The following is a 24,024-nucleotide window of genomic DNA, read 5'->3' on the forward strand; positions in this document are numbered from 1 at the left end:
TTTTCCTTGAGTTTTGTTCTTGCGGGCAATGTCTGAGGTCAGACGCGGTGCCCCGCCGCAATGATCTTGCGCAGGAAGGTCTGCGTCCTCTCCTGGGTCGGATTGCGAAAGATGTCGCCCGGCTTGCCTTCCTCGACGATCTTGCCGCGATCGAAGAACAGCACACGGTCGGCGAAATCATGGGCGAAGCCCATCTCATGGGTGACGAGAAGCATGGTCATGTCGGTTTCGGAGGCGAGCCGCCGCATGACGTTCAGCACCTCCTCGACCAGTTCCGGATCGAGCGCCGAGGTCACCTCGTCGAACAGCATGATCTTCGGCGATAGAGCCAGCGCCCGGGCAATGGCGACGCGCTGCTTCTGCCCGCCGGAAAGCTGCGCCGGAACGCTCTTTGCCTTGTCGGCCAGGCCGACCATGTCGAGAAGCTCCAGCGCCCGCTTTTCCGCCACGGGCCGCTTGATACCCTTGGTCAGCATCGGCGCCAACGTCACGTTGTCGAGCACGCATTTATGCGGGAACAGATTGAAATGCTGAAAGACCATGCCGATCTTTTCGCGCATGCGATGCAGATGCCGTTCGTCAGCCGGCACCAGCCCGCTGCTACCGGGCATATGGTAGAGCTGCTCGCCGTCGACCTCGATATGGCCGCCGCTGATCGTCTCCAGCGTCATCAGAATACGCAGGATCGTCGTCTTGCCGGAGCCGGATGGCCCGATCAGCGCCAACTTCTCGCCCGGCATGACATTCATCGACAGGCCGTCGAGCACGGTCAGCGGGCCGTATTTCTTGACGATGTTGTCGATGCGGATGATGGGCGGAAGCATTCATGTCTCTCCCTGTTGAGACAAGCAATGTCCTAACGATGACGGTCCATCAAAATCATGTCAATTCGTAAAATAATATCATGACAATTATTCTGCGCGCGCTCAAATACAAGGCATCGGCATCAGATCGCAAGCAGCAGCTCTTCCGGATTGCCTTGCGCCAGTGAGGCGACGATGCCGAGCCCCGTCCGCAACTCGCTTTCCGTCGTCGAACCAAGCGAAATGCGCACGGCCGGCGTCCAGCCCTGATCGGCAGTGTGGAACGCTTTGCCAGGCGCGATCGCCACACCGCGCAGCCTTGCCTGCGAAACAAACCCATCCTCGGTATGGTTGCCTGAGAGCGGCAGCCAGACGTGCAGGCTTTGCGGATGCGCCCGGTACGGCAGGCCCGCCAGCATCTCCGCCGCGATCGCGTGCCGGTTCGAAAGCGCACGGCGCTGCCAGTTGACCAGTTCCATCGCCGTGCCGTCGCTAACCCAGCGGGTGGCGATCTCCGCCATGGCAGGTGTCGCCATCCAGTTGGAGACGAGATGCCTGTTGGCGACGGCCGCGACATAGCGGTCGGGCGCGGTGAGATAGCCGATCCGCAGGCCCGGAACGGTAATTTTGGTGAAGCTCGTGACGTAGAGTGTCCGTTCCGGCGCAAACGCGGCCATCGGCAGCGCGCGGTTCTCGACCATCGGGCCGAGAATATCGTTTTCGATGATCGCGATATCATGCTTGGCCGCGACGGTGGCAAGCGCCTGCCTGCGGTTCGCGCTCATCAGCGCCGCCATCGGATTGATCACCGAGGGCTGCAGGAAAATGGCCCGGATCGGTCCCTTTCGGCAGGCTTCGTCCAGCGCTTCGGGGATCATGCCCTCCTCGTCGATCGCCAGCCCTTCGAGGTGCAGACCGAGATAGGTGGAGAGCGGAACCAGCGTATGATGGCTGATCGCTTCGGTCGCAACCGTCGAACCGGGCGGGGCAACGCTCATCAGCGCCACCGTCATGCCCGATGTCGCACCGTTCGTCACGCTGATGTTCAGCGGCGATACCTCCAGCCCGCATCGCGCCAGCCATTCCGTAGCGACGGCGCGATGGCGTGGAAATACCATATTCGGCCTGAATGAAAGCGCCGAGCTGGAGGGCAGGTTTTCCGAAAGCCAGCCGAAGGCCTGCCGCAGCCTTTCCAAATGGATCTGCTCGCAGACCGGCTTCAGGATCGACAGATCGATCACCTCGCCCAGCCGTTCCGGCAGATAGGGCGGTTCTGGCTCGCGCGGTCTAGTCTGGACAAAGCTGCCGCGTCCGATCTCGCCTGATATCAGCCCCCGGCGGATCAATTCGTCATAGGCGCGGCTGACCGTCTGCACGGAAAGATGCAGATCATCGGCCATCTTGCGATGCGGCGGCAATTGCACGCCATCGGAGAGCTTGCCGTCCATGATCGCGTTTGCGATCTGCTCGGCAAGCGAGAGATAGGCCGGCCGGCGGAGTTGCGAGGGATCGGGGCGCCACTTTGTCATGATTTTAACACTGCTGAAAATCAGTTCAATTGACAATGCAAAAATGCGCTCCCATTGTCTTTTCCCTACGTTTGAAATGATTTCTTTCTAAAGAAAGCACCATGAAGCTCGACGCCATCGACCTGCGCATTCTCGACGCCGTCCAGCGCGACGGCCGCATCACCAAACTGGCGCTGGCCGAAAAGGCCGGGCTGTCGCCGACACCGTGCTGGATGCGGCTGCGCAAGCTCGAAAAGGCGGGTGTTATCACCGGCTACCATGCACGCATCGCGCCGCGGCGCATCGCGCCGGTCGCCAGCGTGATGATGGAAGTGACGCTCGCCAATCATCGCCAGGCGGATTTCGAGCGCTTCGAGCGCGCCGTGACCGCAATCCCGGAGATCGTCGCCTGCTGGTCGGTCGGCGGCGGAGTCGATTACATCCTGAAGATCATCGCGCCCGATATCGACGCCTATCAAAGGCTGGTCGACGGGCTTCTCGACCGCGAACTCGGCATCGACCGCTACTTCACCTACATCGTCACCAAGACGGTGAAGGAGGAAACAGTCCTTCCGGTCTCTTCCTTCACTGCCGCCGGCGAAGACGAGACCGCGGCGTAGACAATCTCTCTGCCAGGCCGCCGTCCTTTAGACCATCTCTCTGTTTTCGCCTTCACCAACAGACAATCTCTCGCCCGCTCCCGTGGAAAACTTGCGTCAACCGCCACGAGGAGACTTGATATGACCGCCGTTTTTGCCCGCCCCGCCTATCATGACGCGCTGTCGCGGCTTGCCGACCGTCATCTCCTGCGCGATCTGGCCTATGTCGGCGGCCGATGGATCGCCGGCAAATCAGGGAAAAGTTTCGAGGTCGCGGATCCCGCCTCTTCGGCGACGCTGGCCTGGGTTGCAAGCCTTGGCGCGGACGAAACGTCTGTGGCGATCGATGCAGCGTCAGACGCTTTCGCCGCTTGGCGCGCGATGCTGCCGCAGAGCCGCGCGGCGATCCTGCGCAAATGGTTTGAGCTGATGCTCGCGGCCAAGGAGGATCTGGCGCTGATCATGACGCTCGAACAGGGCAAGCCGCTTGCGGAATCGCGTGGCGAGATCGATTACGCCGCTTCCTTCGTCGAATGGTATGCCGAGGAAGGCAAGCGGCTGATCGCCGAGAACGTCACCAGCCATCTGCCCGGCGCGGAAATGATCGTCCGGCGTGAGGCGCTCGGCGTCGTCGGCATCGTCACGCCCTGGAATTTCCCCTCTGCGATGCTCACTCGAAAGGCTGCCGCGGCGCTGGCCGCCGGCTGCACGGTCGTCGCCCACCCCTCCTCCGAGACGCCGCTTTCGGCACTGGCGCTTGCCGAGCTCGGCGAGCGGGCGGGCATTCCCGCCGGCGTCTTCAACGTGGTAACCGGCAATGCCGCTACGATCGTCGGGCGGATGTGCGCCGACAATCGCGTGCGCGCCATGAGCTTCACCGGCTCCACCGGGATCGGACGGCTGATCGCCGCCCAGTGCGCTCCGACACTGAAGCGGCTGGTGATGGAACTCGGCGGCCACGCCCCGCTGATCATCTTCGATGACGCCGATATATCAAAGGCGGTCGAGATCGCCGTCAACGCCAAGTTTGCCACGTCAGGCCAGGATTGCCTCGCCGCCAACCGGATCTTCGTCCAGCGGCGGATCGCCGATGCCTTCGCCAAGGCCTTTGCAGACCGCATTGCCGAACTGAAGGTCGGTCCGGGGCTCGAGGATGGCGCCGAGATCGGGCCGCTGATGCATGAACACGCCGTCGCCAAGGTCGAGGAGCAGGTCTCCGACGCGCTGGCGCATGGCGCGCGGCTCGTCACCGGCGGCAAGCGCCACAAGGCCGGAAGGCTTTTCTATGAGCCGACGCTGCTGATCGATGTGCCGGCGGAGGCGCTGATCATGCGCGAGGAGACTTTCGGGCCAGTGGCGGCCATGACCGCCTTCGATACGGAAGACGACGTTATCGCCCGCGCCAACGATACCGAATACGGCCTTGTCGCCTATATCGTCACAGAAAACGGCGCCCGCCAGATGCGGCTCGGCCGCGCACTCGAATACGGCATGGTCGCCGTCAACCGCGTGAAGATCACCGGCGGGCCTATTCCCTTCGGCGGCTGGAAACAGTCTGGCCTCGGCCGCGAGGGTTCACGCCATGGGCTCGAGGCCTTCACGGAGCTTAAATATCTCTGCATCGACACGGCCGCCTGAGCCGCCCCATTTTCAAGAAAGAGGCTACGACATGCTCGATAGAAGCAACGAACTCACCGCCTGGGACCGCGATCACTTCTTCCATCCCTCGACCCATATGGGTGCGCATGCTCGTGGCGAGACACCGACCCGCGTCGTTGCCGGCGGCGAAGGCGTCTACATCACCGACACGACAGGACGCAAAAGCCTCGACGCCTTTGCCGGCCTTTATTGCGTGAATGTCGGCTACGGCCGCCAGAAGATCGCCGATGCGATCGCCGAACAGGCGAAGAACCTCGCCTATTACCACGCCTATGTCGGCCACGGCACGGAAGCCTCGATTACGCTTTCGAAGATGATCATCGACCGCGCGCCCGACGGCATGAGCCGCGTCTATTTCGGTCTCTCCGGCTCGGACGCCAACGAGACCAACATCAAGCTCATCTGGTACTACAACAACATCCTCGACCGCCCGGAAAAGAAGAAGATCATCTCGCGCTGGCGCGGTTATCACGGCTCCGGCGTCATGACCGGCAGCCTCACCGGCCTGGCGCTTTTTCACAACGCTTTCGACCTGCCGCGCGCACCGGTGCTGCACACCGAAGCACCCTATTATTTCCGCCGCCCCGACCGGTCGATGAGCGAGGAGCAGTTCTCGCAATATTGCGCCGACAAGCTCGAGGAGATGATCATTACCGAAGGCCCGGAAACGGTCGCCGCCTTCATCGGCGAACCTATCCTCGGCACCGGCGGTATCGTGCCGCCGCCGAAAACCTACTGGCAAAAGATCCAGGCCGTGCTCGACAAATATGACATCCTGCTCGTCGCCGATGAAGTCGTCACCGGCTTCGGCCGTCTCGGCACCATGTTCGGCTCGGATCATTACGGCATGAAGCCGGACCTGATCACCATCGCCAAGGGCCTGACCTCGGCCTACGCTCCCCTTTCCGGCACAATCGTGTCGAACAAGATGTGGCAAGTCCTGGTTCAGGGTTCCGATCAGATGGGCGCGATCGGTCACGGCTGGACCTATTCCGCTCATCCGATCTGTGCTGCCGCAGGCATTGCCAATCTCGAGCTGATCGACGAACTCGGCATCGTCGAGAATGCGGGTGCGACCGGCGCCTATTTCCGCTCGGAACTGGAGAAAGCCATCGGCGGCCACCGCAACGTCGGCGAAGTCCGCGGCGACGGACTGATGGCGGCCGTCGAATTCGTCGAGGACAGGGACGACCGAAAATTCTTCGATGCCGGCCGCAAGATAGGCCCGCAGGTCGCCTCCGCCCTCCTCGAACGCGGCGTCATCGGCCGCGCCATGCCGCAGGGCGACATCCTCGGCTTCGCCCCACCGCTCTGCCTGACACGCGAGGAGGCCGACATCGTGGTCAAGGCCGCGGCGGATGCGATCGAAACCGTCTTCAAGAACATCTGAGGGAGAAGAGCGGCATGACGATCCCGGAAAAGATGGCGGCCGTATTGCTCACCGGCCATGGCGGTCTGGACAAGCTCGTCTATGACAGCGACGTGCCCGTCCCGAGACCCGCGGACGGCGAGGTTCTGATCCGCGTCACGGCCTGCGGCATGAACAATACCGACGTCTGGGTCCGCCAAGGCGCCTATGGCACCGAGGACGATCCGTCGGCTGTCTCCACATGGCGCAGGCAAGGCAATACGCTGACATTCCCGCGCATTCAGGGCACCGATACGGTCGGCCATATTGTCGGCGTCGGCCCCGGCGTTGATCCGGCACGCATCGGCGAACGTGTCATGGTCGACTTCTCGATCTATAACCGCGACGACGACAGCCTCGCCGACATCGATTACATGGGCCATGGCCGCGACGGCGGTTATGCAGAATATATGGCACTGCCGGCCGAGAATGCCCATGTCGTCGCAACCGATCTGACCGACGTCGAACTCGCCACCTTCTGCTGTGCCTATCTGACCGGCGAGCGCATGCTGGAACGGGCAAGGCTTGTCGCCGGTGAACGCGTCCTGGTGACCGGCGCCTCGGGTGGCGTCGGTTCGGCGATCATCCAGCTCGCGCGGGCCCGCGGCGCCATCCCGATCGCGGTCGCCGGCCCCGGAAAGGAGGCGGCGATGCTCGACATCGGCGCCGAGGCGGTAGTAACCCGCGGCAAGGGCGATCTGGTCGAAGCCGTCCATGCCGCCAGCCGTGGCCAGCCGATCGATGTCGTCGCGGATCTCGTCGGCGGACCGCTGTTCAACGATCTCCTGAAGATCCTGCGCCCCGAAGGCCGCTACACGACAGCCGGCGCCATCGCCGGCCCGGTCGTCCAGCTCGATTTGCGAACCCTGTACCTGAAGCAGTTGGAACTGCACGGCTCGAGCCAGGGAAGCCGCGCCGACTTTCGTCGGATCGTCGGCTATATCGAAAGCCGGAAAATCCGGCCTCTCGTCGGCGGCATCTATCCGCTGTCGGAATTCCACCGCGCGCAGACCGACTTCATGGCGAAGAACTTCGTGGGCAAATTGGTCGTGGTTCCCGGCCAACGATAAGACCCGATCGCTGATCACGCCGCAGGCGAACTTTATGAGCCTTGCGGCGTTTCACGGCCATGGAAAATCATTGCAATGACATCGAGCGTTCGCTGCTGCGGAAGATCCAAGGCTTCCTTCTATCCATGAAGGAGACCGAACTGTCGTTCGCGCCACGCGGCCGCTGATGCCAACCGGCAGCACGACATACCTCACCCCTGCCGAACTCGCAAGAATTCGGCGCGCCGTCGGCCTAGCGCGCCTGATGGACACCGCGGTCAGATTGCCCGTCATCGGCGTGCGGATCGGCGCGGACTCGGTTCTCGGCCTCATCCCGGCGGTCGGCGACATTGCCGGATCCCTCATCGGTCTTTTCATCATCGATGAGGCAAGACGTCTCGGCATTCCCACCCACAAGCTCGCCCGCATGGCTGTCAATCTCGGGATCGACGCCGCCGGCGGAACGGTTCCCCTCCTCGGCGATCTTTTCGACGTCTATTTCAAATCTCATCGCCGAAACGTCGGCATCATCCTCGACCACTTTGGGATCAACGAAGACGAGCTGAACCGGCGCATTTGACGAAGCCGATTGTTTCGCTCAGCGATCACAATCCTTTGCAGTTCTTCCACATCAGGAACCTATGCGGGGTTTTGGCGTTCGCCCTGTTTCAATCACCAAGTGCGAGACCGGCCCGTTGGATCAGAGCTCTCCCCCCAAAAGCGATGAAATGAAACGCCTGCAGGATCAATCCGCGGAAGATGATGCACGGCAGAATGACGGTAAGGAGGAAAAGCGCCCTTCGCTGCTTCGCCGTCATCCATTCATGGTCCTCTCCGGCATCGCTGCCCTGTTGCTGCTGGCTGTCGCCGGCTATTTCATCTGGCTGGTCTATTTCCACCCCTACGAGACGACGGACGATGCCTTCGTCGATTCCCGCAGCTTCTCGGTTGCCGCAAAGGTTTCAGGTTATGTGTCGGACGTATCCGTGACGGATAATCAGCACGTGACGTCGGGCGATCCGATCCTGAGGATCGATCCTCGCGATTATCAGATTGCGCTTGATGCGGCGAAAGGCCAGGTTGGGGTCGCCGAGGCGGCCATTTCAAGCGCCGAGGCGCAGATCGCAGCGGGCGATGCCGCTATCGACGAAGCCAAGGCGCAGCAGAATTCGGCAGCAGCCGCACTTCAGTACGCGCAGGACGAGGCCGATCGGCAGCAGCAGCTGGTCAAATCGGGCGCCGGTTCCGAACAGGCTGCGCAGCAGGCGACCTCCACGCTCAGGCAAAGCCAGGCAAGCCTGGCGCAGGCGCAGGCAAGTGTCACCTCGGCGCTGAAGAACAAGACAGCCGCCGAAGCGCAGAAGGCGAGCGCGATTGCCAGCCTGCGTCAGGCCCAAGCCCAGGTCGAGGCCGCCGAACAGAACCTCGCCGACACGACCATCACCGCAGCGCAGCCCGGTCGCATCGTCCGCCTTTCCGGTTCCAGAGGGCAATATATCCAAGCGGGCCAGGCCGTGTCGATGTTCGTTCCCGACGAGATCTGGGTGACTGCCAATTTCAAGGAGACGCAACTGACGGATATGCGCCCCGGCCAGCCGGTCGAGCTGACGATCGACGCCTATCCGAACAGACCGCTGAAGGGCCACGTCGATTCGGTCCAGCCGGGATCGGGCACCGCCTTTTCGCTGCTTCCCGCCGAGAACGCGACCGGCAACTACGTCAAGGTCATCCAGCGCGTTCCCGTCAAGATCGCCGTCGACGACTGGCCTCAGGACGTGGCGATCGGACCTGGAATGTCGGTGGTTCCGACGGTAACGGTCCGCCCGAGGGATTGACGTGAGCGGCGCTGCGACCACCGCTGGCAGCCAGGCATCGCCGACACAAGCGGCAAACCCGTGGCTGATCGCTCTCGTCGTCTCGCTCGCCACCTTCATGGAGGTGCTCGACACGACGATCGCCAACGTTGCTCTTCGCTATATATCTGGTGGCCTCGCCGTAAGCGCCGACGAAGCCTCATGGGTCGTCACCACCTATCTCGTCTCGAATGCCATCATCCTCGTCGCCAGCAGCTTCATCGCGAAACGCTACGGCCGGCGGCGCTTCTATCTGCTTTGTCTTGCGACCTTCACCATTGCCTCGATCCTTTGCGGCATGGCCTGGAACCTGGAATCGCTGCTGATCTTCCGGATGATCCAGGGGTTTGCCGGCGGCGGCATGGTGCCAATCTCGCAATCGATCCTCGCCGATTCATTCCCACCCGAAAAGCGCGGGCAGGGATTTGCGCTGTTCGGCGTTGCCGTCGTGGTTGCGCCGGTGATCGGCCCGACGCTCGGCGGTTATCTCTCCGACAATTTCTCATGGCACTGGTGCTTCCTGATCAATGGCCCTGTCGGGCTCTTCGCCTTCGCGCTCGTCTATATGCTGGTGAAGGAGCCGGACTCGCTGAAGCGGGAGCGGGCGGAAATGCGCCGCACCGGTATTCGCATCGACATCGTCGGGTTCCTGCTCGTCGCCACCTTTCTCGGCGCCCTGGAAGTGGTGCTCGACCGGGGACAGATCGAGGATTGGCTCGATTCGAATTTCATCGTCGTCACGATTGCAATCTGCATCCTCGCCCTTGCGGCCGCCATTCCCTGGCTGATGACGAAATCGAATCCGATCATCGACATCCACCTGCTGGCAAGCCGGCAGTTCGGATCGTGCTTCATCGTCATGCTGGCAACGGGCGCGATCCTGATCGCAACGACACAATTCGTCCCTGAGGTTCTGCAGCAGAACTTCGGCTACACGGCCACCTGGGCCGGCCTCGCGCTATCGCCCGGCGGCCTCATGGCGATGGTCATGATGTTCGTGTCGGGCCGGCTCTCCGCCCGCATCCAGCCGAAATATCTGATCGCCATCGGTACGGCGATCATCGCGGCGGCCATGTGGGACATGACGAGGATCCATGCCGATCTCAACTTCGGCTTCTTCGTCTGGTCGCGCATCTTTCTCGGCCTCGGTCTGCCGCTGATCTTCATTCCGATCACCTCGGCATCCTATGACGGCCTGCGCCCCGACCAGACTGACCAGGCATCGGCGCTGATCAATGCCTCCCGCAACACCGGCGGCTCGATCGGCGTGTCGATCGCCTCGAACGTACTTGCCCATCGCGAGCAATGGCACCAGAGCCGGCTCGTCGAAAGCGTGGTGCCGCCCGATCCCGCCTACCAACAGACACTGCAAACCGCCACGCAGCATTTCATCGACAGGGGTTTGCCGATGGCGGACGCCCAAACGCAGGCAACTGCCTGGATCGCAGAACAGGTTCAAACGCAGGCGAGCTATCTTGCCTATATCGACGTCTTCCACACGCTCATGCTGATCTCGCTCTGCCTCATCCCCCTCGCCCTGATCCTGCGAAATATCGATCTGAAACAGGGAGGCGGCGGCTCCGGTCATGGTTGATAGCCAGATCGGAGCATCTGTTCCATTAGCCGACATGGGCACCCCGATTTTATTGATGATCGACCGCAGGGACCTTGTCGGTCAGAAACGCCAGAGCCGCTGCGCCGACGAGGCCCGAGTTCTGGTCCAATGCCGCCAGTACCACTTTGACATCCTTGAATGCCGGCATTGCCCATTGCGTGATGTAGCCTCGAATGCCGGGTTGCAGCCGATCGAACTCGTGGGAAAGCCCGCCTCCCATCACGACGATATCGGGGCTGAAGATATGGATCAGGCTGGTGAAGCCACGACCGAGAATTTCCGCTTCCTCGTCGATCAGTTGATTTGCGAGAGGATCGCCATTTCTTGCCGCCGCAAAAACGCTGCGGCTGTCGATGGCGCCGCCATCGTTGCCTATTATCGTCCCGCTGGATTCCATCGACCTCATCTGGGCGCGGCGCGCAAAAGCCGTTCCGGATCCGTAGGCCTCGAAACAGCCTCTGTTGCCGCAGGGGCAAAGCTCTCCATTCGGCGCGACCGACATGTGGCCGACATGGGCTGCCATGCCTTTGCGACCGCGCACGACGCGGCCATCCGACACAACGCCACCGCCGATACCGGTGCTCACGGTGACATAGACCAGATTATCGAGCCCCTTGCCGGCTCCGAACTGCCACTCGCCGATGGCAGCGGCAATCGCGTCGTTCTCGAGGTCTACCGGAAACGGAAACCGCTTCTGCAATTCCGCCTTCAGTGGAAAATCGACAAAGCCGGAGAGGGTCGGGATATTCGAGGCGACCCCCGCGACCGTATCGAGCGGGCCCGGAGCAGATACGCCGACGCCCACCACCGAAGCAGGGTTCAATGCTGCAAGCAGTCCATCGGTCAGGCCGCAGATTTGGGCGAGCACGCGGTCGGGGCCTGCCAGCGCATCCGTTGGTTCGGCTGCGCGCGCCAGGATCCTGCCCTGCTCGTCGACGAGGGCAGCGCGCACCTGCGTCCCGCCGAGGTCGATTCCAATGGCAACCTGCTGCATGTGAAGACCATGAGTTAGAGTGCGCGCAGCCATGCCATCCGCCCGTCGAGCGATGGCGCATTGAAAGCCAGGGAACCGAGAACGACGGTTTCCGCGCCCGACTGGCGCAGAAGCGGCACGGTGTGCTCGCGAATGCCGCCGTCGGCCGCCAGCACGATCCGATGCGCCGCGCCGCAGCCGGCAATGATTTGCTTTGCCTGCTGAAGCCGCGCTCCGGCCTTCTCATCGAGACCCTGGCCCTTCACGCCGATCGCCGTACCGAGCAGCGTCACAAAGCGCAGCCGGGAAACATATTTCTCGACGCGTTCGACAGGCGTCTCGACCTTCAGCACCATGCCGGCTGCGACACCGCGGCGATCGAGAAGATCGAGAGCCTGGTCGGCGACGCTGTCGTTTTCGACGTGAAGACTGATCAGATCGCTGCCCGCATCGGCGAACTGCTCGATTTGCGACAGGAGGATGCTGTCGGCGACCATCAGGTGAACGTGGATCGGGCGCGAGGACGCTTTGCGCACGCCGGCAACAAGATCAGGGAAAAACAACATGGCCGGCGCGAAATGGCCATCGGCGACATCGATGTGGAGCATGTCGACGTGAGGATCGACACGCGCCAGATCATCCGCCAGACGGACGAGATCGGCCGACCAGACCGAGAATTCGGCAATCAGGCGATCCTTCGGGAGATCGGCGATCCAGGTCTTGGAGGGGGTCGTCATTGCTTTCAGAGCTCCTTCAGAAAATTGCCCATGGCAAGCCGGAAGTCGGCGACGTATTGCCGGCGGCTCTCAGTCTTCGATGTGATCTGCACCAAACACGCGCCGGCAATCCGCTCGGCAAGAGCACGCGCAAGGCTGAGAGGATGAATGCTGTCCCGATCATGGCCGATGATGAGCGTCGGCACGGTGAGATTGCGGACCTCCTCGTCGGTCACACCAGGACCGTCATTGGAAATCCTGGTGAGCAGTTCGGCGGTCACATCCAGAGGCGTGCGGGAGAAAAAACCAACAAGCGAGGCCAGATTGTCCGGCGCCTCGGCGGCGAGCCGCACACCCACCGGCCCGGCAAGGAATGCGGTCTTTGCCTCGCCCTGCGGCAGAGTTTTCAAAAGATGCCCGACTTCGGCGTTGGGTGACATATTCTCCGGCGCGGATGCCGTCAGCCAGGCCGGCCTTGCGATGATCAGAGCCTTGACAAGATCGGGCCGCTTGACCGCGAGACGCAAGGCGATCACAGCACCCATCGAGATGCCGCCGATCACGATCGGCGGCATAAGGTTCTTTTCCATATAGGCGGCGATATCATCGCAGAAGGTCGCGATCGACAACTGCTCCAGATTGCCGGCTTGGGAATGGCCGTGGCCGCGCGCTTCGATCGTTACCCGGCGAAAACCCGCGTCGAGCGGAAAGACTTCGTCGGTCTGCGCCGCGTCGCCGCATAGGCCATGCTGGAAGATTATGGACGCGCCCTCGCCCGCCACATCGACATTGAGAATGGTCCCGTCGCTGGTTTCGAACGGTTGCGCTCGTCTCATCTTCCTGCCCCCGCAGAATTACCGTCGAGGCTATTCTTCAGGAAGGCCGCCGCATCGGCCGCCTCCGAAGCCGAAAGGCCATGTGTGACGAGACTGCCGTTGAAGCCAATCGCCTTGAGACGGCCGAGATAATGCGCGTAGTCGAGCACACCCTTGCCGGCGGTCGCAAAACTTCCGTCCGGATTGCGATCTTTCGCATGCGCCATGACGATCCGATCGGCCAGAAGGTCGATGGAGGAAGAGACAATGCTCCGCTGCTTATCCAGCGTCGCGACCTCGAAGAGATTGGCCGGATCGAGCACGATCTTGATGCGGGGGCTCTTCAGTGCGGCAATCAGCCGATGGGCTTTCTCGGCCGAGTTGACGACATTGGCAAGCTCGGGCTCGATGCCGAGATTGACATCGTAGCGCTCGGCGATCTCGATGGCTGCGCCCATAGCCTCGAGGAGATCCCGCCAGGCCTCCGGCGTGTCGTTGTCGGCATGCGCCTTCCACTGATCGATGGGGTCGCGTGTGCCGGTGCAGAGCGTGATCAGCGCCGTCGACATGCCGGCGCAGCCCTCCGCCAGTGTCGCCAATCTGCGAAGGCCGGCCTCGCGCATGGCGGGATCCGGATGGATCATGTTGAAGGTGCCCGAAACGGCAACGATTTCGACGCCGCTGCTACGCGCCGCTTCGCCGACGGCGCGGGCCTGGGCCTCCGTAATGATCTCCGGCATCGACAAAAGGCCCGAGCAGGCCATATTGTATTGTGCGCAGGTGAACCCGGCTGCGGCGACCGAGTTGAGAACGGTCAAGGGTTCCGTTCCCTCGAAGGTCTTTGCGAAGATACCGAGCTTCATCACACGCCACCTGTGACGTCGGACAGCGCAACCGCCTTGCCGCTTTCGGCGGAACGCGCGACGGCGACCATGGCCCGAACGGATGCCAGGCCATCATCGATGTCGGCGCCTTCCGTCGCGGTGCCGTCCAGAATGGTGCGGGCGAAGCCCTCGACCTGACGGCGATAGAAATGGCCGTCGGCACCGAGCACGCGATGGGTGGCACCGTCCGCTTCCCGGAAAATGTCCACCTCGCTGGTCTTGTAGTACCACGGGTTATAGGTCTTGCCCAAAATGCTGCCGTTCTCGCCGTAGATCTGAAAGCCTTCGTGCCAGTCCATGCGCACCTGGACGGTAAGATCGAGATGGCCGAGCGTGCCGGAGGCAAATTCCACGTCCACGAACCAGCACCAGATGCCGGCGCGCTCGGACAGACGAGCGTTGACGGAGACGATGTCGCCGGCGAAATACCGTGCCGTGTCGATCAGATGGCAACCGTGGGCAAGCATGTAGTAGCGCCGCAGGTCGGCCTTCGGATTGGTGGAGGGTTTCTTCGCATTGGCGCTGGTGACGATCAGCGGCTGGACCGCATCGGTCATCGGATAGCGATGCGTGCTGTCGCAATACCATGCTTTCAGAGCAACCATCTCGCCCATTTCATCGCGGATGAAGGACTTGGCGGCCTGGAGCCCCGCGTCGAAACGCTTCATATGCCCGACCTGAAACACCTTTCCCGACGTGTCGACTGCAGCCTTCAGTTCAAGGCATTCCTCGATGGTGACACCGACGGGTTTTTCGCAGAGGACATGCTTGCCTGCCTGAAGGGCGCGAATGGAAGCCGGGACGTGAAAGGCATCGGCGGTCGCGATGATCACCGCATCGAGGTCGGGATCGGCCAGCATCCTGTCGTACTCGCCATAGGTTTTTTCCGCCTCGTGGGTGATGGCCATCCGTTCGCGGAGATCCTCGGCAACGTCGCAAATCGCATAGAGGTCGGCATTGGCTGCCTTGGTGCAGCTCTCGAAATGCGCGGCCTGGGCAATCTGGCCCGCTCCCAATACGCCGATGCGGAGACGTCTTTCCTGTTTTGCTGGCATCGATGAACCCTTCGGGTCGGGTAGTGAAAATGAACGCTGGTTTCGGCGTCGGGTGGAATGATTTCAAGACATCGAACGTTGCCGACGTCTTCTGGCCGGACCGCCACCGGCGTGTCGGCTCTCCCTCCTCACTTCATAGCGCCATATGTGTTTGAGGATTGAAAAAGTGCAGTTTCGCCGGGTCGATGGCCAGATCGATCGATTGGCCCGTCTCGACCGCGCTGACCGCTTCGAAGCGCGCGACGGCATTGGCGGCCCCGCTCAGGTCTTCGACGGCATCGGGGTCGCCCGAGTCGATCCGGACCGCGTCGATCTTCAAATGCACGATCAGCTCGGAGCCGAGCTCCTCGATCGACTTCACGACAACCGGAATCGTCGGATGGGAGGCGCCTGACGGCAACCGGCTGTCGTAGAGGTCCTCGGGCCTGACCCCAAAGATCACGTCCTTTCCCTCAAAGGCGGACAGACCGGGAGCGCGCTCGGTGGCGCCGTCGGACAAGGGAATGGAGAAGCCCGGCAGATGGATCCGCCCGCCCGCCAGACGCCCTTCGAAAAGGTTCATCGAGGGCGAGCCGATAAAGCCGGCGACAAACGCATTGACCGGCCGGTGATAGAGAGCCTTGGGCGTATCCACCTGCTGAAGCACGCCGCCCTTCAGCACAGCGACCCGATCGCCCATGGTCAGCGCTTCGGTCTGGTCGTGCGTCACGTAGATCGTCGTCACGCCCAGCTGTCTCTGCAGGCTGGCGATCTCCGCCCGCATCTGAACGCGCAGCTTCGCATCGAGGTTCGAGAGCGGTTCGTCCATGAGGAATGCCGCGGGCTCGCGGACCATGGCGCGGCCCATCGCAACACGCTGGCGCTGGCCGCCGGAAAGCTGTGCGGGCTTGTTGCCCAGCAGGGACTCCAGCTGCAGGATCTTGGCAATCTCATGCACGCGCTTGGTGCGTTCGGCCTTGTTCTTTCCGGCCAGCTTCATCGAAAAGGCAATGTTGTCGAAGACGGTCATGTGCGGATAAAGCGCATAGCTTTGAAAGACCATGGCAATGTCCCGGTCCTTGGGCGCGAGATCCACGACGTCCTGACCGCCGATGCTCAACGTTCCGCTGCTGATTTCCTCGAGCCCGGCAATCATGCGCAGAGCGGTCGATTTTCCGCATCCGGACGGCCCGACCAGAATCAGAAACTCGCCATCATGGATCGTCAGGCTCAGATCCTTGATCGCATGGTAGCTGTTTCCATAGGTCTTGCAGATTTTGTCGAGTACAACCACAGCCACGTCTCGTCCTCCCGTACCGGTCCGGATCGCACCTTCAGACAGCGCTCCCTGCCATCTCCGATCGTTTCGACAAGAAGGCTCAGGACTGAGCTTCAAAGTCAACAAAAGAATCGAGGAAAACTCGCTGTAATCGGTCAGACGATCTGCATATCTCTTTGAAAGAAAGAGATATTTTACAGAAAATTAAAAATTATTTGCGGAACTATATTTTTTATCGCGCGTAACTTTTATGATTGGCGCATCGGGAGCGGCGTGGGCGCATTCTCCGCCGCCATCCATGCCAGGCACGTCCGGTGATCCGGCAAACCTCTGCGCCCTCCCCGTGCGGTCACGGAAATGGCGGCCGCGGCCGTGGCATAGGCAGTGCAATCAAGCGGGCTTTTACCCCTAGCGAGGGCAAGGGCGTAGGCACCGTGAAAACAATCACCGGCGCCGGTCGTATCGACCGCCTGAACCTGATAGGCCGGCACATGCCACCAGGTGGCATCGCTTTTCTGGCGGAGGTAGGTCCCTCGGTCGCCATCGGTGAGGACAACCGCGGACCGATCCTTTGACCAAAGCTTGTCCAGGATCATCGTTGGATCATCCTCGCCGGAGTATTCCCGCGCAAAGGCGAGCGGCAGCACCAGATGATCGGCAAAAGCCAGGATCCGGTCGGTCGCGGCACCGACCGTCCATTCGATATCGGCAATCACGGCCAAGCCCAAGGCGCATGCGCGCGCCACGACACTTTCCGAATGCGTGGCATAGCCATCGATCAGCAGTACCGGGGCCTGCATCAAAACCTCGTCGGGCAGCGCATCCGACGTGCCGTGCAGCACATCGTCGTCATAAGCGATGAACCGGTCGCCGTCCGGACCAACCGTGATCACGGAGCGGATCGGCGCGGCATCAGCGTGGCGGGGAGCCAGCGATATGTCGACGCCGTCGCGCTCGAGCTCGCTGCCCGCCACATCCGCCGCCCGCTCATCGCCGAGCCAGCCGATGAAGCCGGCGCGCCCGCCGAGCCGGGCGACGGCAACAAGGGCCGTCGCCACGTTGCCGCCATGGTCCATGGCGCGCTTCGTCACCTTCCCCTTGCCGGCCGTCAGCCCCCGATCGACATAGATGATGTCATCGATGGCCAGGGCGCCGAAGCCCAGAACCTGGAAAGGGCGCGACACGTCTCAAGCACCGGCCGCCGCCAGCGCATCCTCCGGCGTCATCCCCTTATGAATGACGAGCTTGAAGGCGCGTGCGGCCATGGTCGTATCGCCGTGACCCCAGAGGTTGCGACCGACGACCGCGCCTTTGGCCCCGGCGCGCAATGCTTCCGACGTCTGGACGAGCGCTCCGAGCAGCGTATCGGTCTTCGGGCCGCCGGCGATCACGACCGGAATCGGGCAGGTCGCAACGGTCTCGCGGAAGGACTCGAAATCGCCGGTGTAGCCGACCTTGATCACATCGACGCCGGCCTCGAAGCCGATGCGCACCGCATAGGCAATCTCATCCGGGGTGAACACGATCTTGCCGCCGTCGGAGAAATCGCGGGGATAGACATGGGCGACGACCGGCATCTCGAAGCGGGCGGCGGCGTTGACCGTATCGGTGAGCCAGCGGATATACTCTCCTTCGGTGGCGCCGCGCACGGGAATGGCGACAGCCAGTGCGTCCGCACCATAGCGCACCGCGTCTTCCGGGGTCGCAATGAGTTGGCGAATACGGTCGTCGGCGGTGAAGCAACCACCCTGAATGACGAGCGCTGCCTTTCCGGCATATTCCGACCAGAGGTGGCGCGCCGCGCCGGGCTGGATACTGATATAGTCGGGGCCTCCCGCCATGACGCGTCTGAGCGCACCCGGCAGGTCGGCAAGCCCGCCCTCACGCACATTGCCATAACCGACAAAATGATCGACGGCGCCTCCGAACAGATGACCCGATGGGTTCGAGAACAGGCGTGCGAGGCGGACTTTGGTTCCGAGACCCATGGCGATATTTCCTTTGTGATTGCCGGCTTTACGATTGCTGGCGCCGATGCTGAGGAAACCCTAACTCGAAAACAAACAAATATTCAATATTTCGACTTCTTTCGTTTTTACATGGATGACGAATTTTCGACGTGCATTTTCGTCATCATGCGGCTATTTTTGTAGCACGAGCCGTAGGATAAGGCGGCGAACTTTCGTTTTTCAAAAGTCATATGGTCGCAAAACGCGACAGGTCGGGATCACATATGCTTGCAGAACAGAGGCGGCAGCAGATCATGCTGGAACTTCAACGGGTGGGTCAGGCACGCACCCGCCAGCTCGCGGAATTTTTCGAGGTCTCGGAAGTGACGATCCGCTCCGATCTTGAAATCATGGACGCTAAGAAGCAGCTGATCAAAACGCATGGCGGGGCAATCGCCCTGCCGTCCGACTCGCCGGCAGCGGCCTTCGAGGAACGCATGCAACGCAATTTCGATGCGAAGCGACGCATCGCCCAGATGGCTGCGCGACAGATCATCGACAATCAGTCGATCGTCTTCGACAGCGGTTCGACGCTGCTGCAGGTGGCCATGCAGATGCCACCGGTCAACAACGTCGTGGTTGCGACAACGGCAATGAACATCGCCCAGCATCTGATGTACCGGCCAGGGCTCGACGTGCACATGATCGGCGGCCGCGTGTTTCCCAGCACCGTGAGCACGATCGTACAGGACTCCGACAAAGCGGTCGGCGGCCTCGTCGCCCACCAGGCTTTTGTCGGCGCCCACGCGATCGATCAGGCCTTCGATGTCGTCGATGTCTCCGAGGACGTGGCGCGGACCAAGCGTAACCTGGTTCGCATGGCCCGGCGTGTCGTCCTCGTGGCGGATTCGAGCAAATTCGACATCGGCGCTTCCTCCAAAGCCTTCTCGCTATCGCGCGTCGATCTGATCATCACGGACAGCAACATGCCGCACAGCATTCGCCATAGGCTGGACAAGCTGGGCGTGGAGGTTCGCTACGCGTGACCTGCAGTCCACTTCTCCAATTTACAAGAGAGACAGGAGAGGCTTTGGCGTCGACGGATGGCTTTGGCCGACGCCACGGACTACGAGATGGGCTAAAACCCCAGACGTCGAAGCGTCTCGCGGTTCGCGCGAACGGCGCCGGCGGGATCGGTTCCGGCATGGTCCGATTCTTCTTCCACCACGATCCAGCCGATAAAGTTCGGCGCATCCCGAACGGCCGAAATCACCGTAGGCACGTCGCAGACGCCTTCGCCGAGCATCGCCCAGGTCCCGTCGGCGTCCACATCCTTCAGATGCACGTAGCGGATCCGGTCCCGGTGGGCCGCCAGCGTATCGCCGATCTGCTGGCCGCCACGCAGGATATGGCCTGTGTCCGGCACCCAACCCACTTGTGGATCCAAGAGAGCAAACAGCTGATCATAGTCGTTCCGCGTGAACAGCAGCGTGTTGTGGTGCGAGGAAGGGTGGACAGCTATAGCGACGCCAGCCGACTGTCCAATCTCAGTCACACGATTGTAGCACTCGGCCGCAATGGCGAATTTCTCATCGCGCGGGCCGTCCGAGACGACCGTCGCCGATCCCATCGATATCATCGCGCCGGGAAAATTCGCCGCGAAATCGACCCATCGCCGCGCCGTGTCGAGATCGGAGGCAATCTTTTCCGCCATCGTGAAGCCGCTGGCGGAGCCGAAAGCAAAGGAAACCAGCGCCAAGCCGGCATCCGTCAGGATGCGGGCAAAGTCGGCAGGCTTGAGCGCGTAGTGACCGATCATCGTGTCGGTGATTTCGATACCGGCATATCCGCCGTCGGCAATGGCGCGCACCAGATCGTCCGGACCGCCGCCCCAACCGGTACCCAGCATCTCCCAGGTGAATGTCTGGCAGCCGATCTGCAGCTCAGCATTTTTCATATCTCGGTCCTGAACTATTCGTTGATGACAGCCGATGCCGGAGGCCTCGCCAGCCTTGCCGAAATCCCCTTCCGCCGGGAGCGGCGACTGAACAAACGGCGGGCTCTTCAGCGGGGATTGCGACGCCAGCGTCTTGCCATTACGTACGGTCAAATGTTATCGTACGTCAATATATTTTATTCCTTGCGATTAAAATGTAGTGCACCCCTCGACTCTTCGCACCACAACGACAAAATCAGGTTCTTAGATGGCACAGACCAATGGTATGAAACTCAGGATCGGCGTTGTGGGATGCGGCAATATTTCGCTCGCCTATATGCGCAACGCACCGCTGTTTTCCGGCGTCGAAATCATCGCCTGTGCAGATCTCAACGCAGACGCCGCCAAGCGCCGCGCGGCGGAGTTCGATCTGCGGGCGGCTGACGTCGATAGCCTCATTGACGATAAGAGCATCGACCTCATCCTCAATCTGACGATCCCGGCTGCGCATTTTGACGTTTCGATGCGGGCGCTGTCGGCAGGCAAGCATGTCTTCACGGAGAAGCCGCTCGGTGTCACGGCCGCCGAAGGACGTAGCTTGGTGGATGCCGCCGCCGTAAAGGGCCTCATGCTCGGCTCGGCGCCAGACACGTTCCTCGGGGCGGCCGGACGCCATGCCCGGCGGCAGATGGAAGCCGGCGCCATCGGCAAGCCGGTGACTGGAACAGCCTTCATGATGGGGCGCGGTATGGAGCACTGGCATCCGGATCCCAGCTTTTATTACCAGGCCGGCGCAGGCCCGCTGATGGATATGGGGCCTTATTATCTGACGATGATGGTCAATCTGATGGGGCCGATCCGCCGTGTGCAGGCCGTCGCCACAAGCGGGCAGGTAGAGCGGCTCATCACGGCGGAGGGACCGAAGCAGGGCACCACGTTCAAGGTCGGCACGCCGACCAGCGTGCTATCGCTGCTGGAATTCGATTGCGGTGCCACGATCACCTTCGGCACCTCCTGGGACGTCTTCCGCCACTCCAACCATCCCATCGAGCTCCACGGAACCGAAGGCTCGTTACGCCTGCCCGACCCGGATAATTTCGGCGGCTCCGTCGCGCTCTCCAGCCGCGGCGCGCCGTGGCAGGAAACGGATACATCCGGCGAACTTTTCGGCGCCGTCAATTGGCCGATCGCAGCACCGGATCGCGCCAACTACCGCATGCTGGGTCTTGCCGATCTCGCGCGCGCAATCATCGAAGGCCGTGCGCCACGCGCTTCGGGCGATCTCGCACTCCATGTGCTCGAAGTCATGGAAGCGATCCTGCGTGCAGGTGAAACCGGTACGGCGCAGACCATTTCGGGTATCGTCGCGCAGCCAAAAGAATTGCGGGAAGACGAAGCGAGGAGTTTGCTGGCATGACAGAACTGGACGAATCCGCCAAACGCGCCCTAGCGTGGCCTGGCGACCCGCAAACGCCGGTCGAAAGCTGCACCCCGGCGCTGGCGCGGCAGCAGTATCTCGATAGTTTCGCAGACATCCAGCGGCCGCTCGAAGACGTGGCCGAGATCCTGGAAAGGCATGTAGGCGCCATCCGGTTGAAGATATGGCGCGGCCGCGCTGCGCCGCGCCAGGGCGCACCGGCCTTGCTTTATCTCCATGGCGGCGGCTTTGTCATCGGCGCGCCCGAAACTCATGAGGATATCTGCCGGACGCTGGCCAATATGGCGGGTGCCGTCGTGGTTTCGCCCGACTATCGCCTGGCTCCGGAACATCCTTTTCCGGCTGCCATCGACGACTGCGCCGCCGCACTCGTCTGGATGACGGAGCATGCGGATGCGCTCGGCATCGATCCCTTGCGGATTATCGTTGCCGGCGATAGCGCCGGCGGCAATTTGGCCGCCGTCGTCGCCCTGCTGGCGCGGGACGGACAGGTGCCTGATATCATCGGACAGGTGTTGATCTATCCAGTGACCGACCAGTTGCAGACAAGCGACAGCTACTCACGTTACGAAGAGGGTTTCGGCTTGACGGCCGCAGCGATGAAATGGTTCCGAGACCACTACTTGCCGGACGCCGAAAGCCGGTCGGATTGGCGCGCCTCGCCGCTGAGCGTGGCGTCGCTGACGGGCGTGGCGCCGGCCCTGGTGATCCTTGCCGGATATGACGTGCTGTTCGACGAAGGGGCCGCTTATGCCGAGCGGCTCAGCTCGGAAGCGCAGGCCACAAGCCGCACCTGGCCCGGACAGATCCATGGATTCGTGTCGAAGCGAGGGGCCATTCCGGAAGGGCAGGAGGCCCTCGAAGCCATTGCAATGGCATGGCGCACCATGGACCCTGGGCTTGCCCGTTGAAACGGGAACCCGCCCAGTCTCAAGCCGAATCGCGCATAATAAGCGTTGCCTCGAGGATCACCCTGTTCGTCACAGGGGTCGTTCCATCATCTTCGCTTTCGATGTGTGCCAACAAAAGCTCCACGGATTTCGCGGCGATCTCCGGCGCGTTCTGGGCCATGGTCGTCAGCGACGGACAGGTATATCGGCTTAGCGGGTGATCGTCGTGTCCGGCGATGCGCACGTCGCAGGTGTCGCTACGGCCTATTTTTAGCCCCGACGCAAAGGCGGCTGCCATCGCGCCGAAAGCGAAGCGGTCGTTGGCGCATAGCAGCGTTTTGCCGGGAAGACCGCCAGTGCCAAGAATTCTCTGCATCTGCTCGTATCCGAGACGCTCGAATTCCCAGGAAGGTGGCGCGTCGCAATCGATGACCAGCGGGGAATGCCCTTCCCTTGCCATGGTCGCGCGGTAGCTCTCCTGCCGCTCGCCGGCATTTTCGGTCATATGCGGAATTTCCAGGAAGATCGGCGGCTCACCGGACCGGCAGAGATATTGCACAATGGCTGCCATGCTTTGCGCGTTATCGTTGCCGACATAGGGAAGGTCGGCATCGGCAGGATTGTCGAAGCAGACGACGGGTATGGCATCCCTCAGCCTTTCCAGCGCGGAACGGCGCGAACCAGCTCCGAGCGGCGCCACGATCGCACCCGCGACCTTCAGCGAGAGTAAGGTCCGCACGGCCTCCGCCTCCAGCTCCGGCCGCGTGTGCGAAGAGATTTGGACGGGCCAGAATCCTCTTTCACGCAACTCCAACTCAATCAGCGACACCACCTGCACATAAAAGGGATCCGACATGGTCGGGACCAGAATGCCGATATTCCTGGTCCGCTTGCGATTGAGATGCCGCGCGAAAAGGTTCGGCTCGAAATGCGACTTCTTCAGAGCCGCCTCGATCCGCTTGCGGGTCACCTCCTTGATCTGCGAGGGGTCATCGAAATATTTCGACAAGGTCGGACGCGAAACGCCGGCGGCGCTCGCGAAGTCGTCCATCGATTTATAGTTTTTCTTGGCCATTCAATTCCTTACTGGCGGGACGACGACAACCAATCGGCAATGATTCACGCAACGGCCGATCCTCTGGCGCGCCAAATCACGCATTCGGCAATTTGTACAGGTGATCTTCGGATCCTGAATCGTCGAAAATCACCGCGTAAGCCGGCGTGATCCGTCGTTTTTGGTGCAGGCTCTGCCCTCCCTTTCGAAAATCGAAATATTCCCTTCACTGCGAATTGCACCGTCTGCGCCGCGTGGTTGCAAAAAGTGCTTGTTTCAGCACCCCAAATTCCCAAATTTGCCGTGAAGACGCCAGGTTCCACGCTTTTCATTCTGTTGGGTAAACTTTCATTTGTTTACGAAAGTAAAGAAAAAATGCATCACAAGCAACACAAATGCTGTAGAAAATTACTGCCGATGTCAATCACCTTTATTATTTCTTATCAATGATTTAACTCAACACGCACCGTGCATGCCGGCCTCCCATCTTTTCCCGATCGCAGTTCTTCATTGACAGCAAGGGGCTCCAGGGAACCTACTTTGCCTACGATCTTGAGGAGGA

The 24,024-nt window shown here is 61.5% G+C and carries 22 protein-coding genes; 10 read left to right on the forward strand and 12 right to left on the reverse strand.

Going from position 1 to position 24,024, the window contains the following annotated elements:
• Positions 1 to 38: 38 nt before the first annotated feature.
• A complete protein-coding gene (gene ehuA / locus ACS4RR_RS30255) occupies positions 39 to 824 on the reverse strand; it encodes an ectoine/hydroxyectoine ABC transporter ATP-binding protein EhuA (protein ID WP_017967336.1) in 786 nt (261 codons plus the stop codon).
• Positions 825 to 946: 122 nt separating this feature from the next.
• Complete coding sequence (ehuR, locus tag ACS4RR_RS30260) at positions 947 to 2,332, reverse strand: MocR-like ectoine utilization transcription factor EhuR (protein ID WP_456190555.1); 1,386 nt, start codon at positions 2,330 to 2,332, stop codon at positions 947 to 949.
• Positions 2,333 to 2,433: 101 nt separating this feature from the next.
• On the opposite strand from ehuR, the gene ACS4RR_RS30265 reads away from it, so the two are divergent.
• The 7 genes from ACS4RR_RS30265 to ACS4RR_RS30295 all read left to right on the forward strand — a co-directional run bounded on the left by ACS4RR_RS30265 (position 2,434) and on the right by ACS4RR_RS30295 (position 10,473).
• Positions 2,434 to 2,931, forward strand: coding sequence for an Lrp/AsnC family transcriptional regulator (locus tag ACS4RR_RS30265; protein ID WP_456190556.1), 498 nt, complete (start codon positions 2,434 to 2,436; stop codon positions 2,929 to 2,931).
• Positions 2,932 to 3,051: 120 nt separating this feature from the next.
• Complete coding sequence (locus tag ACS4RR_RS30270; protein WP_456190557.1) at positions 3,052 to 4,548, forward strand: NAD-dependent succinate-semialdehyde dehydrogenase; 1,497 nt, start codon at positions 3,052 to 3,054, stop codon at positions 4,546 to 4,548.
• 31 nt (positions 4,549 to 4,579) lie between these two features.
• Positions 4,580 to 5,959, forward strand: a complete 1,380-nt coding sequence (locus ACS4RR_RS30275; RefSeq protein WP_456190558.1) for an aspartate aminotransferase family protein — start codon at positions 4,580 to 4,582, stop codon at positions 5,957 to 5,959.
• A 14-nt stretch (positions 5,960 to 5,973) separates the two neighbouring features.
• Positions 5,974 to 7,047 (forward strand): alcohol dehydrogenase family protein, encoded by a 1,074-nt coding sequence (locus ACS4RR_RS30280; RefSeq protein WP_260111295.1) that lies wholly within the window; start codon positions 5,974 to 5,976, stop codon positions 7,045 to 7,047.
• A 166-nt stretch (positions 7,048 to 7,213) separates the two neighbouring features.
• The gene (locus tag ACS4RR_RS30285; RefSeq protein WP_170275913.1) at positions 7,214 to 7,606 is read left to right on the forward strand and encodes a DUF4112 domain-containing protein; all 393 of its coding nucleotides are present in this window, start codon (positions 7,214 to 7,216) and stop codon (positions 7,604 to 7,606) included.
• A 244-nt stretch (positions 7,607 to 7,850) separates the two neighbouring features.
• Complete coding sequence (locus tag ACS4RR_RS30290) at positions 7,851 to 8,861, forward strand: HlyD family secretion protein (RefSeq protein WP_170259741.1); 1,011 nt, start codon at positions 7,851 to 7,853, stop codon at positions 8,859 to 8,861.
• A 1-nt stretch (position 8,862) separates the two neighbouring features.
• Positions 8,863 to 10,473: a DHA2 family efflux MFS transporter permease subunit gene (locus ACS4RR_RS30295; RefSeq protein WP_260111293.1), complete on the forward strand. Its 1,611-nt coding sequence runs from the start codon at positions 8,863 to 8,865 to the stop codon at positions 10,471 to 10,473.
• 49 nt (positions 10,474 to 10,522) lie between these two features.
• Here ACS4RR_RS30295 and ACS4RR_RS30300 read toward each other — a convergent pair whose 3' ends face one another.
• The 8 genes from ACS4RR_RS30300 to ACS4RR_RS30335 form a co-directional block, all read right to left on the reverse strand.
• The gene (locus ACS4RR_RS30300) at positions 10,523 to 11,488 is read right to left on the reverse strand and encodes an ROK family protein (protein WP_260111452.1); all 966 of its coding nucleotides are present in this window, start codon (positions 11,486 to 11,488) and stop codon (positions 10,523 to 10,525) included.
• A 14-nt stretch (positions 11,489 to 11,502) separates the two neighbouring features.
• Positions 11,503 to 12,204, reverse strand: coding sequence for a ribulose-phosphate 3-epimerase (locus ACS4RR_RS30305; RefSeq protein ID WP_260111292.1), 702 nt, complete (start codon positions 12,202 to 12,204; stop codon positions 11,503 to 11,505).
• A 5-nt stretch (positions 12,205 to 12,209) separates the two neighbouring features.
• Complete coding sequence (locus ACS4RR_RS30310; RefSeq protein ID WP_260111291.1) at positions 12,210 to 13,019, reverse strand: alpha/beta fold hydrolase; 810 nt, start codon at positions 13,017 to 13,019, stop codon at positions 12,210 to 12,212.
• Positions 13,016 to 13,861 (reverse strand): sugar phosphate isomerase/epimerase family protein, encoded by an 846-nt coding sequence (locus tag ACS4RR_RS30315; protein WP_456190559.1) that lies wholly within the window; start codon positions 13,859 to 13,861, stop codon positions 13,016 to 13,018. The genes ACS4RR_RS30310 and ACS4RR_RS30315 overlap by 4 nt, the downstream gene beginning before the upstream one ends.
• The gene (locus tag ACS4RR_RS30320) at positions 13,861 to 14,937 is read right to left on the reverse strand and encodes a Gfo/Idh/MocA family protein (protein WP_456190560.1); all 1,077 of its coding nucleotides are present in this window, start codon (positions 14,935 to 14,937) and stop codon (positions 13,861 to 13,863) included. The genes ACS4RR_RS30315 and ACS4RR_RS30320 overlap by 1 nt, the downstream gene beginning before the upstream one ends.
• A gap of 133 nt (positions 14,938 to 15,070) precedes the next feature.
• Complete coding sequence (locus ACS4RR_RS30325; protein ID WP_407766488.1) at positions 15,071 to 16,216, reverse strand: ABC transporter ATP-binding protein; 1,146 nt, start codon at positions 16,214 to 16,216, stop codon at positions 15,071 to 15,073.
• A gap of 227 nt (positions 16,217 to 16,443) precedes the next feature.
• Complete coding sequence (locus ACS4RR_RS30330) at positions 16,444 to 17,379, reverse strand: PfkB family carbohydrate kinase (protein WP_456190561.1); 936 nt, start codon at positions 17,377 to 17,379, stop codon at positions 16,444 to 16,446.
• A gap of 3 nt (positions 17,380 to 17,382) precedes the next feature.
• On the reverse strand, positions 17,383 to 18,183 hold the full coding sequence (locus ACS4RR_RS30335; RefSeq protein ID WP_260059461.1) for a class I fructose-bisphosphate aldolase: 801 nt from the start codon (positions 18,181 to 18,183) through the stop codon (positions 17,383 to 17,385).
• Positions 18,184 to 18,428: 245 nt separating this feature from the next.
• Here ACS4RR_RS30335 and ACS4RR_RS30340 point away from each other — a divergent pair, with 245 nt between their 5' ends.
• Positions 18,429 to 19,190, forward strand: coding sequence for a DeoR/GlpR family DNA-binding transcription regulator (locus ACS4RR_RS30340; protein ID WP_003550157.1), 762 nt, complete (start codon positions 18,429 to 18,431; stop codon positions 19,188 to 19,190).
• A gap of 92 nt (positions 19,191 to 19,282) precedes the next feature.
• Here the strand turns inward: ACS4RR_RS30340 and ACS4RR_RS30345 are convergent, their stop codons facing one another.
• Positions 19,283 to 20,101, reverse strand: a complete 819-nt coding sequence (locus tag ACS4RR_RS30345; protein ID WP_260111288.1) for a sugar phosphate isomerase/epimerase family protein — start codon at positions 20,099 to 20,101, stop codon at positions 19,283 to 19,285.
• 247 nt (positions 20,102 to 20,348) lie between these two features.
• On the opposite strand from ACS4RR_RS30345, the gene ACS4RR_RS30350 reads away from it, so the two are divergent.
• Both ACS4RR_RS30350 and ACS4RR_RS30355 read left to right on the forward strand, forming a co-directional pair.
• Positions 20,349 to 21,497 (forward strand): Gfo/Idh/MocA family protein, encoded by a 1,149-nt coding sequence (locus ACS4RR_RS30350; protein ID WP_222280672.1) that lies wholly within the window; start codon positions 20,349 to 20,351, stop codon positions 21,495 to 21,497.
• Complete coding sequence (locus tag ACS4RR_RS30355) at positions 21,494 to 22,429, forward strand: alpha/beta hydrolase (protein WP_222280673.1); 936 nt, start codon at positions 21,494 to 21,496, stop codon at positions 22,427 to 22,429. Before ACS4RR_RS30350 ends, ACS4RR_RS30355 begins: the two co-directional genes overlap by 4 nt.
• A 19-nt stretch (positions 22,430 to 22,448) precedes the next feature.
• Here the strand turns inward: ACS4RR_RS30355 and ACS4RR_RS30360 are convergent, their stop codons facing one another.
• Positions 22,449 to 23,483, reverse strand: coding sequence for a LacI family DNA-binding transcriptional regulator (locus tag ACS4RR_RS30360; protein WP_222280674.1), 1,035 nt, complete (start codon positions 23,481 to 23,483; stop codon positions 22,449 to 22,451).
• Positions 23,484 to 24,024 lie beyond the last annotated feature (541 nt).

It is taken from the genome of Rhizobium zaerense (assembly GCF_051810725.1).
Lineage (GTDB): Bacteria > Pseudomonadota > Alphaproteobacteria > Rhizobiales > Rhizobiaceae > Rhizobium > Rhizobium leguminosarum_I.